Origin of the sequence: Rothia mucilaginosa (assembly GCF_001548235.1) — a bacterium.
Lineage (GTDB): Bacteria > Actinomycetota > Actinomycetes > Actinomycetales > Micrococcaceae > Rothia > Rothia mucilaginosa_B.
In genome coordinates this window covers 1,173,670-1,189,424 of the sequence record NZ_AP014938.1, presented here as the reverse complement: position 1 = coordinate 1,189,424, position 15,755 = coordinate 1,173,670, and the positions used below count along the sequence as shown (strand labels likewise).

General features: G+C 61.8%; 15 protein-coding genes. 1 reads left to right on the top strand and 14 read right to left on the bottom strand.

Annotation, left to right across the window (positions count from 1 at the left end):
• Nucleotides 1-57: 57 nt before the first annotated feature.
• From RM6536_RS04565 to folP, 10 genes are all read right to left on the bottom strand, one after another.
• Nucleotides 58-411 (bottom strand): histone-like nucleoid-structuring protein Lsr2, encoded by a 354-nt coding sequence (locus tag RM6536_RS04565; RefSeq protein ID WP_060824230.1) that lies wholly within the window; start codon nucleotides 409-411, stop codon nucleotides 58-60.
• Between the two features lie 703 nt (nucleotides 412-1,114).
• Nucleotides 1,115-2,698: a lysine--tRNA ligase gene (lysS, locus tag RM6536_RS04560; RefSeq protein ID WP_081094652.1), complete on the bottom strand. Its 1,584-nt coding sequence runs from the start codon at nucleotides 2,696-2,698 to the stop codon at nucleotides 1,115-1,117.
• A 52-nt stretch (nucleotides 2,699-2,750) separates the two neighbouring features.
• Nucleotides 2,751-3,698: a pantoate--beta-alanine ligase gene (gene panC, locus RM6536_RS04555; protein WP_060824228.1), complete on the bottom strand. Its 948-nt coding sequence runs from the start codon at nucleotides 3,696-3,698 to the stop codon at nucleotides 2,751-2,753.
• Nucleotides 3,695-4,657 carry a Rossmann-like and DUF2520 domain-containing protein gene (locus RM6536_RS04550; protein WP_060824227.1) on the bottom strand — a complete coding sequence of 321 codons (963 nt, stop codon included), beginning with the start codon at nucleotides 4,655-4,657 and terminating at the stop codon, nucleotides 3,695-3,697. The genes panC and RM6536_RS04550 overlap by 4 nt, the downstream gene beginning before the upstream one ends.
• 94 nt (nucleotides 4,658-4,751) lie before the next feature.
• Entirely contained in the window at nucleotides 4,752-6,653 is a 1,902-nt protein-coding gene (locus RM6536_RS04545) for a PH domain-containing protein (RefSeq protein ID WP_060824226.1), read from the bottom strand.
• Nucleotides 6,653-7,495 carry a PH domain-containing protein gene (locus RM6536_RS04540; RefSeq protein WP_060824225.1) on the bottom strand — a complete coding sequence of 281 codons (843 nt, stop codon included), beginning with the start codon at nucleotides 7,493-7,495 and terminating at the stop codon, nucleotides 6,653-6,655. The genes RM6536_RS04545 and RM6536_RS04540 overlap by 1 nt, the downstream gene beginning before the upstream one ends.
• Nucleotides 7,482-8,000, bottom strand: coding sequence for a DUF3180 domain-containing protein (locus RM6536_RS04535; protein ID WP_060824224.1), 519 nt, complete (start codon nucleotides 7,998-8,000; stop codon nucleotides 7,482-7,484). Before RM6536_RS04535 ends, RM6536_RS04540 begins: the two co-directional genes overlap by 14 nt.
• Nucleotides 8,001-8,051: 51 nt before the next feature.
• Complete coding sequence (gene folK / locus RM6536_RS04530) at nucleotides 8,052-8,642, bottom strand: 2-amino-4-hydroxy-6-hydroxymethyldihydropteridine diphosphokinase (protein ID WP_060824223.1); 591 nt, start codon at nucleotides 8,640-8,642, stop codon at nucleotides 8,052-8,054.
• A complete protein-coding gene (gene folB / locus RM6536_RS04525; RefSeq protein ID WP_060824222.1) occupies nucleotides 8,642-9,043 on the bottom strand; it encodes a dihydroneopterin aldolase in 402 nt (133 codons plus the stop codon). Before folB ends, folK begins: the two co-directional genes overlap by 1 nt.
• 55 nt (nucleotides 9,044-9,098) lie before the next feature.
• Complete coding sequence (gene folP, locus RM6536_RS04520; protein ID WP_060824221.1) at nucleotides 9,099-10,073, bottom strand: dihydropteroate synthase; 975 nt, start codon at nucleotides 10,071-10,073, stop codon at nucleotides 9,099-9,101.
• 242 nt (nucleotides 10,074-10,315) lie between these two features.
• Here folP and RM6536_RS04515 point away from each other — a divergent pair, with 242 nt between their 5' ends.
• Nucleotides 10,316-10,522 carry a hypothetical protein gene (locus RM6536_RS04515; RefSeq protein WP_060824220.1) on the top strand — a complete coding sequence of 69 codons (207 nt, stop codon included), beginning with the start codon at nucleotides 10,316-10,318 and terminating at the stop codon, nucleotides 10,520-10,522.
• A gap of 155 nt (nucleotides 10,523-10,677) precedes the next feature.
• On the opposite strand, the gene folE is transcribed toward RM6536_RS04515, so the two are convergent.
• From folE to tilS, 4 genes are all read right to left on the bottom strand, one after another.
• Entirely contained in the window at nucleotides 10,678-11,262 is a 585-nt protein-coding gene (folE, locus tag RM6536_RS04510) for a GTP cyclohydrolase I FolE (protein ID WP_060824219.1), read from the bottom strand.
• Entirely contained in the window at nucleotides 11,249-13,474 is a 2,226-nt protein-coding gene (gene ftsH / locus RM6536_RS04505) for an ATP-dependent zinc metalloprotease FtsH (protein ID WP_060824218.1), read from the bottom strand. The genes folE and ftsH overlap by 14 nt, the downstream gene beginning before the upstream one ends.
• Before the next feature lie 293 nt (nucleotides 13,475-13,767).
• Nucleotides 13,768-14,319 (bottom strand): hypoxanthine phosphoribosyltransferase, encoded by a 552-nt coding sequence (gene hpt / locus RM6536_RS04500; RefSeq protein ID WP_005504342.1) that lies wholly within the window; start codon nucleotides 14,317-14,319, stop codon nucleotides 13,768-13,770.
• A 183-nt stretch (nucleotides 14,320-14,502) separates the two neighbouring features.
• Nucleotides 14,503-15,654 (bottom strand): tRNA lysidine(34) synthetase TilS, encoded by a 1,152-nt coding sequence (gene tilS / locus RM6536_RS04495; RefSeq protein ID WP_060824217.1) that lies wholly within the window; start codon nucleotides 15,652-15,654, stop codon nucleotides 14,503-14,505.
• Between the last annotated feature and the right edge of the window lie 101 nt (nucleotides 15,655-15,755).

Below are 15,755 nucleotides of genomic sequence, written 5' to 3'. Positions count from 1 at the left end.
CGGAGGATTAGCACCCTAAAGCACCAAACCCTCCGACAGCGTGAATACCGAGAGCCTTTAGCCCTGAGCCTTCATCGCCTCATAGTATGCGTCCTGAATATCCTGGTGGATACGGCCACGGTCAGAAACCTTGTGGCCGTTAGCCTTAGCCCACTCGCGGATTGCTGCGGTCTCGGGGTTGCGCTTGACCGGAGCGGCGGTGCCACGGGGGGCACGGGTGCGCTGGGTAGCGGTGCCCTGCACGCGGCGGGACTTCGCTACGAAGGGGCGGATAGCGTCACGCAGGCGAGCTGCGTTTGCGGAGGACAGATCGATTTCGTAGTGAGCGCCGTCCAGGCCAAAACGGATAGTTTCGTCTGCGGGGCCGCCATCGAGATCGTCTTCAAGGATGATGCGAACCTTCTGTGCCATTGAGGCACCTCCTCATCTGTTGCATATATCCTGTGGAGTAAACCCAAAAGCCTCTATCGGGATTGAGAAAATAGTGTGCCGGATATATTTATGTACTAATTTTCTTTCATATAGTAACAGAAACATATTAAAGATTCCGAAAACATTCTGAGTATTGAAACAATGCACCATTCGCCCGTAGCGATATATCGCTTCTGTGCGTCCCCGTTAAATCTGCACTCACCACAAGAACATTAAAGTGAAGTTTAGAGTGCAAATACTTTGGATTCTTCCAGGGTTCTTCCAGACAGCAGACACAGCGCCCAGAGACAAAGACACCTAATAATGCACCCCGGCGTCCCCGACAATCTGAGTGAAATATAGCGCCCGTACGAGCCCGCACATTAGACCATTCGCACCATACATTCCTACGCTATTCAAAAGCGAAATTCCACCCCTATCCCAGCACCCCATTCTTTTCTGCACAAGACATTCGTGTATAAGAACAGAAACCCCCGTCAGAGCAAATAGAGCAGCATAAATCAGCGCCAGATTGGAGCAAAAAAGCACCCTAAAACGCCCCTGACCTGTGCAAATAAACAGAAAACCCCACCCCAGAAGCTATACACCGTGCAAAAGAATGCACAGAAAACGGCGGGTGCCGCAGATACAACCGTATCCGCGGCACCCGCCGTACTAACACCTCTCAAGGTGAAGCTAAAGCTTAGGCTTCCGGCTTCATCAGGGGGAAGAGAATAGTCTCACGAATACCGGGCTGACGCACCACAGTACCCGGACGCTCCGGATCCTGGTCGCCCGCCAGCAGCATAATCAGACGGTCAATACCCAGGCCCAGGCCACCCATCGGGGGTGCACCGTGCTCCAGGGCGCGCAGGAAATCCTCATCCAGCTCCATCGCCTCATCATCACCGGCAGCAGCCAGCAGCGACTGGGCGGTCAGACGCTCACGCTGAATAACCGGGTCAATCAGCTCGGAGAACGCGGTACCGCGCTCCATACCGCCAATAATCAGGTCCCACGCCTCAATCAGCGGTGCACCAGAACGGTGCGGACGCGCCAGCGGCTGAGCGCTCGGCGGGTAATCGTACACGAAGGTCGGGTTCACCAGGGTCGGCTCAACGATCTCACCGAAGAGCTCGGTCACCAGCTTCTCAGCGTCCCACTTCGGGTCGATGTCCACCTCGTGCTTCTCAGCAATCTCACGCAGAACGGATGCGTCAGTCTCGGGGGTAATCTCAACGCCCACAGCCTCAGACAGGCCCGGGTACACGCCAACCCACTTCCACTCACCGAACAGGTCAATGGTGCCGTTCTCGGTCTCAATACGCTCGGTACCGACAGCCTTCGCGCAGCTCTGGATAATCTCCTTCATGCGCTCAGCCATCACAAACTGGTCAGCGTAGGTCTCGTAGCACTCCAGAGTGGTGAACTCGGGGCTGTGGGTCGAGTCCACACCCTCGTTACGGAACACGCGGCCAATCTCGTACACACGCTCAATGCCACCCACCACTGCACGCTTGAGCGGCAGCTCGGTCGCAATACGCATAGTCATCGGCTGGTCAAAAGCGTTCAGGTGGGTGCGGAACGGACGAGCCGTCGCACCACCGTGCACCAGCTGCAAAATAGGAGTCTCAACCTCAATGTAGCCGTGATCCTCCAGCACGCGGCGGACGGTGCGGGTAATCAGGGCGCGCTTCTTCACCAGCTCGCGAGCCTCCTCGCGAACCATCAGGTCCAGGTAACGCTGGCGAACGCGGGTTTCCTCGTTCAGGTCCTTGTGCAGAACCGGCATGGGGCGCAGCGCCTTCGACGCCATCTTCCAGTCGGTCACCATAATGGACAGCTCACCGCGGCGAGAAACAATCACGCGGCCGGTCACGAACACGTGGTCACCCAGGTCAACCAGGGACTTCCACTCAGCCAGGGACTCCTCGCCAACCTCAGCCAGCGACAGCATCGCCTGGATGCGCTTACCCTCGGTACCACCCTGCAGGGTCGCAAAGCACAGCTTACCGGTGTTACGGACGAACACCACGCGGCCACCAACATGCACCACACGGTCAGTCTCGTCGCCAGCCTTCAGCTCCTCAGCAGCCAGCTTCGGATCGTACTCGGCGCGCAGATCCTCAATGTGGTTGGGCTCCACGCGGTTACCCTCAGAATCCAGCAGACCCACCGGGTATGCCTCGCGACCCGACTCGATCAGCTTCGCACGCTTCTCCAGGCGAATCTGCATCTGCTCGGACATATCAGCAATCGCCGGTGCGGCAGTGTGCTCAGTGCTCACAGTGATACCTATCTGTGTAGTGTGTTGGGGACTCTTCTAAACGAACGAACGCTTAGCGCAGGTCCATGTTGTCAATCAGGCGGGTCGGGCCAACGAACGCAGCAACCAGTGCCAGCACTCGCTCCGACTCCTCAGTCGGCTCACCGAAAGTCATCGGGTCGACCAGTTCCAGGTAGTCAAGGCGTACACCCGGAGTGGAATTGATACGCTCACGCGCACCGTCCAAATCAATCTCGTGGAAGCCACGGTTCAGCGAATTCTCACGCAGCATCGCCAGGGTGCGGGACAGTACCAGGGCAGACTCGCGCTCCTCATCCGACAGGTAGCCATTACGCGAAGACAGCGCCAGACCGTTATCGTCGCGAACGATCGACACAGGGCGCATGGTCACGTCGTGGTTGAAATCGCGTACCATACGCTGAATCAGGATGTACTGCTGAGCGTCCTTCTGACCGAAGTACGCGTTCACCGAGTGGTTACCGGCTGCGGGGCGAATAATGTTGAAGAACTTATTGACCACGGTCAGCACGCCATCAAAGTGGCCCGGACGGGTCGCACCCTCAAACTTGGTGCCCAGCTCGCCGCTTGAAATGCGGATGAGCGGGTCGCCGTCGGGGTACATCTCTTCAACCTCGGGGGCAAAAATAATGTCAACACCGGCGGCACCAGCCAGGGCAGCGTCTGCCTCCAAGGTGCGCGGGTATGCTTCGTAATCCTCGCCGGGGCCAAACTGCAGCGGGTTCACGAAAATGGAGGCGACCACTACATCATTCTGTTCAGCGGCGCGACGCAACAGGGTTGCGTGGCCGTCGTGCAGGGCGCCCATGGTGGGCACGTAGCCCAGGGATGCGTTCTTGTACTGAACTGCGGTGCCGTTCTGCTCCGCCTCCTGGCGGGCTGCTCGGTCCAGTTCCTCCTGCGCTGCGGCAAGGGATTCGGTGATTGCCGTGCGGAAATCCGCAATGGTGGTCACGACTCGGGGCATCGAAGTCTCAGTCATGACGAGAACTCCTTGTTTTCGGGGGCTGAATCATCAATATCGCCGGGGTGGTTGCGGTCCGAAGACTCACCCAGCAGATTCTCAATTCGTCCCAGTTGTTCATCGTTTAACAAACCTCTATTATGCGCTCTTTTTGCGGTTGCGTGTGCCAGAGCGGCGTAAGAGTCTGTAATATCACCTGTTTTCTCATGCTCTGAGTACTCATTCAGAGCCTGAAGGTGAACCTTCACGGTACCGGCATCTCCACGTGCCACGGGCCCGGTGAGAGCGCCTTCGCCGCTGGCGAGCGCATTGTCCACGGCGGCTCGCACGAGCGGCCCCATGTAGCGTGCGGGGTCCTCAATACCGATGGAGGCGAGCATCTGCTGGGACTGACCCAGGATGGTCACGAGGTGATTCGCGGCGTGCGCCAGGGCTGCGTGGTAGAGCGCCCGGTCAGCCTCGGCAACGTGCACGGGTTCGCCGCCCATTTCCACCACGAGTGCCTGAGCAATCGGGATGAACGGCGCAGGCCCGGTCACGGCGAAGCAGGTGCCATTCAGGCGCTGCAGGTCCACGGACATGCCGGTAAAGGTCATGGCGGGGTGAATCGCCAAACCGATAGCGCCCAGCGCAGTCGCCGGTGCGAGAACCTCGGTGCCGTGACGGCCGGAGGTGTGCACCAGAATCTGACCGGCGGTAATACTTCCCGAAGACGCCAGGTAGGTGATAAGGCCCGGCAGCTCATCATCGGGAACCGCGAGAATCAGCAATTCGCTACGCTCAGCAATCTGCTCCACCGGCAGCAGCGGCACATCGGGAAGCAGCATCGCGGCGCGCTCCTGAGAAGCCTCAGAGACCGCGTGAACACCCACAATAGTGTGCTCGCAGGCGCGCAGAGCCGCACCGAGGACGGATCCGACCCTCCCGGCTGAAATAATTCCAATGCCCAAACGCGCAGGTTTTGAATGCTGTATCACGGCTTTAAGTATATTCTCCCTTTCACGCCGGCCCTGCCGTCAGTGTCACGAAGAACACTGACGGCAGGGCGCGTTCTGTAGTTTTGCTGGCGGGTTAGCGCGCGCTGTACCCGTTCGCAGCAGGCGCAGAACCCAGCGCGGGTTCCGGTACGCGGTAGTAGGGCTCAATGCCCTCCAGCCGAACCGTCATCAACCACACCAGGTCCTCGCAGACGCGCGGCGGTAGGTGCATCATGAGCGTGCGCACCGGGCCGGGCACCGTACCGAAATGCACGCTCGCGCATCCGAAGGCACGCTGCAGCGGGCCCTGACCTCGGCTCACGCTCAGCACACGGCTGACCGGAACAATCGACAGCGTACGGATAAAGTAGCCGCCACGAATCAGCAGCAGGTCACCTCGCGTATGCTCACCAAGGCTCGAACGCGCCGCATCAGAATCAATGCGGGTGGTCGCCTGCACCGAACCGGCAGTGTACCCAACTGTAGTCACGCCGTTACGCTTCCAGGTGAGCAGGTCCATCCAGCGCGCCGAAGAGGGCGTCACAATCATTGCCGGAACCTGCGGCTTCTGACTCTTCAGCGAACCGTTGGCGGTATCCAGCAGCACCTGCGCCTGCGCCTCATCCAGCGCGGGTAGGAGCAGACGCAACACCATCAGCGTCTCCTGCTTGTTGCCAACCGGCAGGGCAACATTGCGGGTCACCAGCTTCTGGTTGTCGTTCTTCTCAATACCAATACCGGCAATGGTCATCTTGATGCGGTACCAGCCGAACGCACGCCACAGAATGGACTGCTCCACGGCGAGTGCCTGAATACGCTCAACCATCACGTTCTGCGTGTGCGTGCCGGTGAAACCGTACCGCAGGGTCACGCCACCCTGACCGCTGGGGGTGATTTTGAAGTTTGCGGCACCATCAAAACGTGTCCAGAGGGCAACCACGTAACCAACCATGGGCGCGAAAGTGCCGGGCAGCATCGCCATAAAAATGAGGAACGGGCTCTCACCAGCCATGATTGCGGCGAAGACGGCGGCACCGACCATGAGGGCTACGGCGGGCACCAGCCACACCAGGTGCTCCAGCATGATGGAGGCAATCAGACGCACATTCGAGATGCGGAAAATCGGCGGCTGCGAGGGGTCAGCCGCGACCGGCATCGGCATACGGCCGCGAGCGCCGCGGCGGGATGCTGCGGGTTGCTGAGGTGCAGACTGCTGGGTGCCGTCTTGATAGGGCGCAGAGTGCTCGGGTGCGGGCTGCTGAGGCGCCACCTGCTGAGTGCCGTCCTGCTGGGTGCCATCCTGCACAGGCGCACCGTAGGACGCCTCGAACGGCTGGTGCAGCTGATCCGCATCCGGCATGCGCTCCGCAGAAATCTGCATGCTATCGGGCAGCACGTCGACCGGGCGGCCAGCCGCCTCCGAACGCAGCAGGTTAATACTCGCCATCGCGGTGCGGCGCAGAACCTCCGCCTTGCGGGCAGAAACGTACTTGATGTGCAGCGCCTCCGAAGAGCCGTCAGCCACCTCAAAACGAAGCTCCGACAGACCCAGCAGACGCGCCACCAGAGGACGCGAAATGTCCACGCTCTGCACGCTCTCCAGACGAATCGTGCGGTTCTTCTTGAACAGAAAACCGCTGCGGCGGTGAATCGCCAAATCGTCCAGGCTGTAGCGGGTAAACCACCAGTCAATCGAACCGCCGACCAGAATCAGTATGAGCACGGCGAAGCCGATGAGCTGCGAGTACGTCGCGCTGAGGTAGCTGCTATTCTCGTCGAATGCCTGCGTCAGGCGCGCGCCCCACTCATTCGGCGGGGTGGTCAAAATATTCAGGATGATGCTCTGGAAGAAGCCGAACGCCAGCAGAATAATGAACCAGAGGTTCATGATGAACGTGCGGATATCGGCACGCCACCACTTCTGCTCCTGCGGCGTCTGAGATACAGGAGGCTGCGGCGCCTGCGGCGCGGGGTTGGGCGGGACCGGGGTACTCATTAGAGTGCCGCCATTCGCTCATCGGCGCGGCGCACCAGATCCGCGCGCAGCTCCTCCGCCACGTTCAGCGGAATACCGAACAGCACCATCGTGCCGGTGGTTGTACCCGCGGTGCGCACCGTCAGGCGGGCAACACCGCACATGCGCTCCAGCGGGCCCGAATCCACATCAACATACTGGATGCGACCGTACGGCATAGAGCTCATCGAACGGAACACGATACCGCGGCGAGCCATCAGGTGATTCGGCTCCAGCGCGTAGCCGAGCGCGCGAGTACGGCGCGGAGTGGTCAGAATCCACCACAGACCCCACAGGCCAAACACCGCGACCACAGCCAAGCCCGCGATGCGGAGCGCCTCCGGGCCGCCGAAGAACACACCCGCACAATACAGGGCAATACCCGCAAGAATCGGGAACGCCAAGGCAGAAATAGTGTGAACAAAACGAACCGTCAGGTAGCTGGAGGCGGCGGGCACCCACTGCGGCTCCGGCACGGATTGCGGGGGCACAGGCTGGGAGCTTACCGGCTGAGAAGGCGCCGGCTGCGAGGGAACTGGCTGCGGCGCGTTCGGGTAGGCGGCAGCGGGCGGAACCTGCTGACCGTACTGTGCCTGCTGCTCAGGCTGGGCTTGCTGTCCATACTGCGCCTGTTGCTCAGGTTGGGTCTGCTGACCATACTGCGCCTGCTGGTCATGCTGGGCACCCGGCTGACCGCAAGCCGCCTGCTGGTACTGCCCGTACTGGTTCTGCTGAACAGGCTGACCCTGACCATACTGACCCTGCTGGGCGTCCTGCCCGTACCGATCATTCGGCGAATAACTATTCTGGTTAGGAGCCGACATAGGTTCCTCCCTCTCGCGGCTTGACAGCACCGGAAGAGGAGGCCGCATCCTCATCATCCTCCGGCGGAATACGACAACAATGCTGCGCCCACAGGCCAGCAATCAGCAGGGCAACACTGCCCACACAATTAACAAGAACCTCCCAAAAGACCACCGAAAAACCGCGCGTAGACACCATCGCCACATGGTAGCCAAGAATCGCACCGCACCAGCCCGTCAACAGGGCACCGGTCATGATGGCCCCCTGCGCATACGCCACCGCACGCGCCGCAAGAATCGGGCCCATATGCGGCACCTTCTCACGCGTCTGAATACGACGATAACGAGCCACCTGCACGCCCAGCCACACGGCACCCGCCGCAACCAGCAGGCACACCGCGCCGAGCATCCACGAAAAATTCAGCTCGCCAAAACCGGCGCGAATCATCACGGAATTCACCATAAGAGCGACAGCGGCAGCGCACACCGCCGCCACAATAATCGCCCGATAGCTCAGGGGCTTCATGGTGTTTCCTTTCGGTAGGTTCCTCTACCTTCCAGAGTGCCACATTTAAGGCTAATCGGGTACCTTCATCTCACGCATATAGCTAATAGCGTCTTCATCCGCCTCAACCAGCGTGCGGGCCAGCTCCGCAACGTTCACAACCTCGCGGCTCAGCGGTGCAGGAACCTCATCCGCACGCTCCCCCGAAGGCTCTGCACGCCGGGTCACCGTCAGGTGCGCCTGCGGATCCATCTGCGCCCACGGCACCAGCACAAAAGCACGCTCCTGCGCCCGCGGATGCGGCAGAGTCAGCACCGGATCCTCAGAGATCACGCCGTCATAGTCAATCACGTCAATATCGAGGGTGCGCGGGCCCCAACGCACCAGGCGCTCACGGTGATGCGCCGCCTCCACCGCATTACACAGCTTCAGCAGCTCGTAGGCGCCCAGGTCAGTGGTCACCTCAATGACCGCGTTCACGAAATCCGGCTGACCCGCCGGGCCACCCACCGGTACGGTACGGTACAACCCGGAGGCGCGCACCAGCTGCACGCCACCGGCCACCAGGTCGGCAACAGCGCGCTCCAGGGTGTCTTCGCTTTCGCCCAGGTTCGAGCCCAACGCCAACACCGCGCGGTGCGCATACTCTGCCGCACCCACCACTAGCGGCCGTCCTCAGCGGCGCGTTCGCGGAACACGCTCACCGCAACGTTACCGAACGGCAACTCAATCGGCGCCTGCGGCTTCGACACGGTAATCTCCACCGCCTCCACCAGCTCAAACATGGCAAGAATCCCCTCGGCAATATTCACGGCGAGGGTCTCAATCAGGTCCAGCGAACCGTTCGTCACGTGGCGGTGAATCAGGTCAACCACGAGCGCGTAGTTCGTGGTCTTCGTCAGGTCATCGGTAACGGCCGCGGCGGAAAAATCGCTGTACAGAGTCGCGTCCACGACGAAGGGCTGGCCGTCGCGCTTCTCAAAATCGAGCACGCCGTGGTAGCCCCTGGCGGTAATGCCGGTGAGGGTGATGCGGTCGTGGCGGGCGTAATCTGCCTGGGTCATTGGGGGGTCTCCTAGAAAGTATTTGGGGCGTTGGGTTGGCGAGTATCTAACGGCGTTAGCTGACAGAGCCGTAGCTGACAGAACGTAGCGCGGAGGCGACCGTCACCGCATCCACGCTGGCGGGCACGTCGTGCACGCGCACCGCCCACACGCCGCGCGACGCCACCAGGGCGGTCACCGCCGCAGAAGCTGCGGCACGATGCTGAGCCGGGCGCGGCTCCGACAGCGACTGCCACAGTTCGCGTTCAGCCTCACCGGCAGCGGTTGCGGTGAAGCCGCTCGCGTTCAGGCGCTCAGCCAGCGCCATATCCGCCGCGGTCAGAGCGTTCGCGATGAAACGCTTGCGGGAACCGGCAATGAGCAGGCGGTGCCCCAGGCCCTGCAGCTCGTCAATGGCGGCGAGCAGCTCCCAATCCTGCATACCGCCCTTCGCGAAGCCCAGACCCGGGTCAAGAATCAGGTTCTGCGGCAGCACACCGGCGGCAAGGAAACGCTCACGCAGGCCGGTCAGCTCCTCCACAACCTCGGTGACCACGCCGCGCGGGTACTCCGCCAGGCTGTCCATGGTCTGGGAGGTGCCGCGGGCGTGCATGAGGATGTACGGCACCTGCAGTTCGGCGGCGGTTTCAATCATTTCATCGCTCACGTTCAGACCGGACACATCGTTGATGATGTGCGCACCCGCGGCGATGGCGGCGCGGGCGGTCTGCGGGTTCATGGTGTCCACGCTGATGGTGGTGCCCATCTGCGCGACTGCCTCGATGACGGGCAGGATGCGGCGCTGCTCCTCCTCCACGCTGATGCGCACGGCACCGGGGCGGGTGGACTCGCCGCCAATGTCGATAATGGAGGCGCCCTCGGCGATCATGCGGGCGGCGCGGGCGATGGCGTCGGTGGCGGCGTAGTGCTGGCCGCCGTCGCTGAAGGAGTCGGGGGTGACGTTGAGGATGCCCATCACGAGGGTGCGTTCGGCGGCGAGCGCGTCGCAGGGCAGGGGGGCTACATGGGTGGTGTGTGTGGATTCAGTCATAAATTTATCGTACCGAATCTGCGATGCCGCCATGTTTGCCGCTGTGATTGGGGTGGGGATTGGAAGGGTAATCGGGGCGGAGGTTGAGATAGCGGCGGAGGCGATTCTGGTGACACAACAAGCAATATTTGCATTGCAGATACTTATTTAAGGGTATGCTGGGAGGGCACGCATACCGCGCCGGGCGCGTTCCCGGTCGGCGGTGCGCACCCACACATACATACTCTAGGAAGTGACTCATTGTGAACATGAAGACTGGAGCTTGGATCCTATCCCTGGTAGCTCTTGCCGCACTGGTGACTATTGTGCTTGCTGAAGGTGCTCCTGCCGTGCGCTGGATTGCTTTTGGCACCGCGACCGGTTGCGGTTTCATTGCCGTGGGCTTGATCGTGACTCTTGCCCTGGGTTGGGATGATCCGAGCGGGTCGAAGGGTTCTCTGCAGCGTTAGCGGCGGGGCTCGTCTAAGCTTCTGCGGTGCGGCACTGCCGACGCTGCCGCAGCCGCGGAAGGTACCGGCTCAGAACACACTCTCGGAGCACTTTGGCGATGCGAAAAGGGGCGGAGGTTTTCACCTCCGCCCCTTTTCGCGTGTCTAGAGCGCGCTTAGCGCTGCGAGAAGATCAGGCTCATCGCCTCCGCACGGGTTGCGCCGTTCATCAGCGCACCGCGCACCGCGCTGGTCACGGTCTTCGCGCCCGGCTTACGCACACCGCGCATCGACATGCACATGTGCTCAGCCTCAATCACCACAATCGCGCCGCGCGGATTCAGGTGCTCCTCCAGAGCCTCCACCACCTGCGTGGTCAGACGCTCCTGCACCTGCGGGCGGCGAGCGTACATATCCACCACGCGGGCAAGCTTGCTCAGGCCGGTCACCTTACCGTCCGGGCCGGGAATGTAACCCACATGCGCCACACCGTGGAAAGGCACCAGGTGGTGCTCACAGGTGGAGTAGAACGGAATGTCCTTCACCAGCACCATCTCAGAGTGGGCGATGTCGAAGGTCGTACCCAGAATCTCGCCGGCATCCTGGTGCAGGCCCGAGAAGAACTCCGCGTAGGCGCGCGCCACACGTGCCGGGGTCTGCTGCAGACCGTCACGGTCCGGGTCCTCACCAATCGCGAGCAGAATCTCACGGACGGCAGCCTCAATACGCGGCTGGTCGACGGCGTTCTTAACCTCGCTCATTCTCTGCTCCATTCTGGTTCGGGGTGCCGTTCTCCGGGCGCTGCGCCGGAGGGGCGGGGTAGTTCGGGTACTGCTGGGTGGGCATTGCGACGGTCGGGTCGGCGTCCGGGTTGGTGAGCGGCACCTCCGGCTGCGCGAGTGCCTGCTGGGTCGGTGCCTGCTGCACGGGTGCAGCCGGTGCTACCGGAACAGTAGGTGCCGTAGCAGGAGCGGCAGGTGCAGCGGCAGGTGCTTCCTCAACCTTTTCGGATTCCTTCGCCAGCTCGCTCGGTGCCTTCACCGGCGGGATGTTGGTGCGCTCGCGGGTCGGCTTGGAGTACCAGTACTCACGCTCGGGGCGCTTGCGAACGTCCTTGAAGATTTCGGCAATCTCGTGCTCGAGCAGGGTTTCCTTCTCGAGCAGGGCGAAGGCCAGGCGGTCCAGCACGTCGCGGTTCTCCAGCAGAATCGCGAACGCCTCATCGTGCGCCTGCTCCAGCAGGGCGCGAATCTCAGCGTCGACCTTTGCCGCGGTTGCTTCGGAGTAGTTGCGTGCCGAAGCACCGCCGCCACCGAGGAACGGTTCGGTGTCTTCGCTGCCGAGCTTCACGGAACCAATCACGGCGCTCATGCCGTAGTCGGTGACCATCTTGCGGGCGGTGTCGGTTGCCTTCTGAATATCGTTAGAGGCACCGGTGGACGGGTCGTGGAAGACGATCTCCTCCGCCGCGCGGCCACCCATCGCGTAGGCCATCTGGTCGAGCAGCTCGTGGCGGGTCGTGGAGTACTTGTCGTCCTGCGGCATGACCATGGTGTAACCCAGGGCGCGGCCGCGCGGAAGAATAGTAATCTTGGTGACCGGCGCGGAGTTACGCAGTGCCGCCGCGACCAGGGCGTGGCCGCCCTCGTGGTAGGCGGTGACCTTGCGATCGTGCTCGTTCATGATGCGCGAGGAACGCTGCGGACCAGCCATGACGCGGTCGATTGCCTCGTCGATAGCGCGGTCGTCAATCACGTTGCCGTTATCGCGGGCGGTCAGCAGTGCCGCCTCGTTCATGACGTTCGCCAGGTCAGCACCGGTGAAGCCGGGGGTACGCTTAGCGACCTGAGCCAGGTCAACGGTGTTAGCGATCGGCTTGCCTGCCGCGTGAACGCGCAGGATGTGTTCGCGGCCCTGCATATCGGGGGCGTCCACACCGATCTGGCGGTCGAAACGACCGGGACGCAGCAGCGCCGGGTCCAGGACGTCGGGTCGGTTCGTTGCCGCAATGACGATGACGTTCGAGTTGCCGTCGAAGCCGTCCATCTCAACCAGCAGCTGGTTCAGGGTCTGCTCACGCTCGTCATTACCGCCACCCATACCGACGCCGCGGCGGCGGCCAACAGCGTCAATCTCGTCGACGAAGACGATGGCGGCGGGGTCGCTCTTCGCTTCCTTGAACAGGTCGCGCACGCGGGACGCACCCACACCCACGAACATTTCAACGAAGTCAGAGCCAGAAATCGAGTAGAACGGCACGCCAGCCTCGCCCGCCACAGCCTTGGCGAGCAGGGTCTTACCGGTGCCGGGAGGGCCGTACAGCAGAACGCCCTTGGGAATCTTTGCACCCAGGCGGGTGAACTTTTCGGGTTCAGCCAGGAACTCGCGGACTTCTTCCAGTTCGGCGAGCGCCTCATCCACGCCGGCGACGTCGCTGAAACGCACTTCCGGCTTGTCCTTGGTGAACTTCTTCGCGCGGGACTTGGAGAAGCTCATCACGGATGAGCCGCCTCCGACTCGTCCCATCAGGAACCAGAAGAGCACACCAAAGAGCAGAATCGGCAACAGCAGGGACACCAGGGAGCTCAGGAAGCTGTGCTCAACCGGCTGGTCCGTGTAGCTTTCCAGCTCGGCGGATTCCATTGCCTTAGCAACTTCTTCGCCGCGGGGCTGCACGTAGTAGAAGCGCACCGACTTACCGTAGTTGTCGTTGCCCTTCTTGTAGTCGTCCTTAAGCTGCAGCTCGACGCGCTGGTCGCCGTCGTAGATCTTTGCGCTCTTGACCTGGTGGTCGTTGAGCAGCTGAAGACCCACGTTGGTGTCCACCTGACGTGAGGGCTGAGTGAAGAAGGAGGTCATGAGGAAAGCCAGCATGATTACGAGAGCTGCACCCGGCCAGAACCAGGGGCCGTTAATCAGCTTCTTCAGGAAGCCCTCCGAACCTTTCTGCGGAGTATTGGGGGTTTGCGCCAATGCTTTGTCCTTACGTTGCGGCTGTAACCCGTTGGGGTGCGGCATACTAGCCGAAACACCCAACGATGCAACCTTAAATGTACCCTACCCCGGCGGGCGGCTAGGTACCGGGCTTCTCTATTTCACCTGCGGGCTAAAGGGTTGTAGCACTCGGCGGGGGTGAAAGTGCATTTTCTTTGCCGGGTATATCCACTGCCGGGGGTATCCGCCTCCGGGTACAGCAACGCCCCGCTCCCCCACAAGCGTGAGGAGGCGGGGCGTAACACCTACAGCATGGTTACTGAGGTGAAGGCTTAGGAGTAAACGTGCGGGTGCAGGGTTGCGACGCAGTCCAGGTTGCGGTACTTCTCAGCGAAGTCCAGGCCGTAACCAACAACGAATTCGGGCTCGATGTCCCAGCCGACGTACTTGACCTCAACGTCAGCCTTGACGACCTTGGGCTTGCGCAGCAGGGTGCAGATCTCAACGGAAGCTGCACCGCGAGAAATCAGGTTCTGCTGCAGCCATGCCAGGGTCAGGCCGGAGTCAATGATGTCTTCAACGATCAGGACGTTGCGGCCCACCAGGTCGGTGTCCAGGTCCTTGAGGATACGCACAACACCGGAGGACTTGGTGCCGGAACCGTAAGAAGAAACAGCCATCCAGTCCATGGTGTAGTGGCCTTTGAGAGCGCGGGAAAGGTCAGCCATGATCATGATGGCGCCCTTAAGAACACCCACCAACAGCACGTCCTTACCAGCGTAGTCTTCGTCGATGCGCGCCGCCAGTTCGGCGACCTTCGCGTTAATCTCTTCCTTGCTGAAGAGAACGTTCTTAATATCGTCCTGCACGTCGATAGCCTGCACGATGTATTCCTTCGTATCTTTAGACGCTCTGCGCCTCCGCCGGGGGCCCCGGGTGCGGGGTTTCATGCCTTCCCACGGCGGACAATGTGGATGGTGTTCGCCTTAAGTATGGCTTAAAACGGCGCCGCGGCGCACCTCACCACGCAGATAGTGTGTGCTGAGGATGCTTCCGCGGGCACCTAGTTAGGGTCGAGTTGGCACTAATACGAGCACGTCCAGGCGTTCACCGGTTGCCGGATGCACAATTTTGCGGCGGCGGTACGCGCTCACGTGACCGGGCATCTGAACGGGCCCAGCTACCGCGTATTCGGCGGTGAAAGAGTCCAGCGCCTGCAGTCGCTCGAAGCCGGGGTTCTCTCCCCCGGCGGCTTTGCAGGCGGTGGCAAGCACACGCAAACGAAGCGCCGGATGCAGCGCCGCCACCTGCGCACGGTCCAGCAGCACGGCATGGTCCAGCAGCACGGCGTCTTCACGTTCAATGCCGCGCACGGCGGTTCCGGCGGGTAGGAGCGCCTGCCTGTAGGCAACCTGCGCCTGTTCGTCGAGGTATTCGGCATCGGGGCCAGCTACGGAGGCGGTGCGCGCCAGGGAGCGGGCGACGTCCCCGCCGAGGTGCTCCTCCAGATAGGGCAGCACGCTGTGGCGGATGCGGGCACGCATGAGGGTTTCGTCGGCGTTGGTCGGGTCGATCCAGGGGGTGAGGGTTTCGGCGTCGCAGATGTCGAGCATGTCGGTGCGGCGCAGTCCGAGGAAGGGCCGCAGGTAGGTGACGCCCTCTTCGACGCGCACGGGCGGCATGCCCGCCAGGGAGCGCGTGCCGGAGCCGCGGCTTAGGCCGAGCAGCACGGTTTCTGCCTGGTCGTCGAGGGTGTGGCCGAGTAGTACGGCGCGGGCGCCGGTGGCTTTAACGGCTTTGGTGAAGGCGCTGTAGCGGGCGGTGCGTGCCGCCATTTCGGGGCCCATGTTGCCGACGGGAACCTGCACTTTTTCGGTGATGACGGGGTGAAGCCCCAGGTCGGCGAGGGTCTGCGCGGTCTGCGCGGCGACCGCGGCGGAGTTTTCTTGTAGGTCGTGGTCGACGATGATGGCGCCTACGCGTACGTCGCCGCGGCGAGCAAAGTGCGCGGCAATGGCTGCCAGCGCGAGGGAGTCGGGGCCGCCGCTGCAGGCGACCAGGAGCAGGGGCAGGTCTGCAGCGTCCGCGGTGGAGGCGGTGCGGGAGCGTCCGGTGGCTTTGATACTTCCGGCGCCGAGGAGCTTTTCGAGGGCGGCGGCGAGGTGGCGGCGGGCAGTGCCGACGGCGGGGTGCAGGCGTCCTGCGCGTCCATTCTGCATGGTGGTTCCTTTGTAGAAAGCTCCTCTGTAGAAATTGCGAAGTGTCTATGTATATAGATACTTCACGAGGAGAATTTAGAAATAACGAAGGCTCAAGAAGT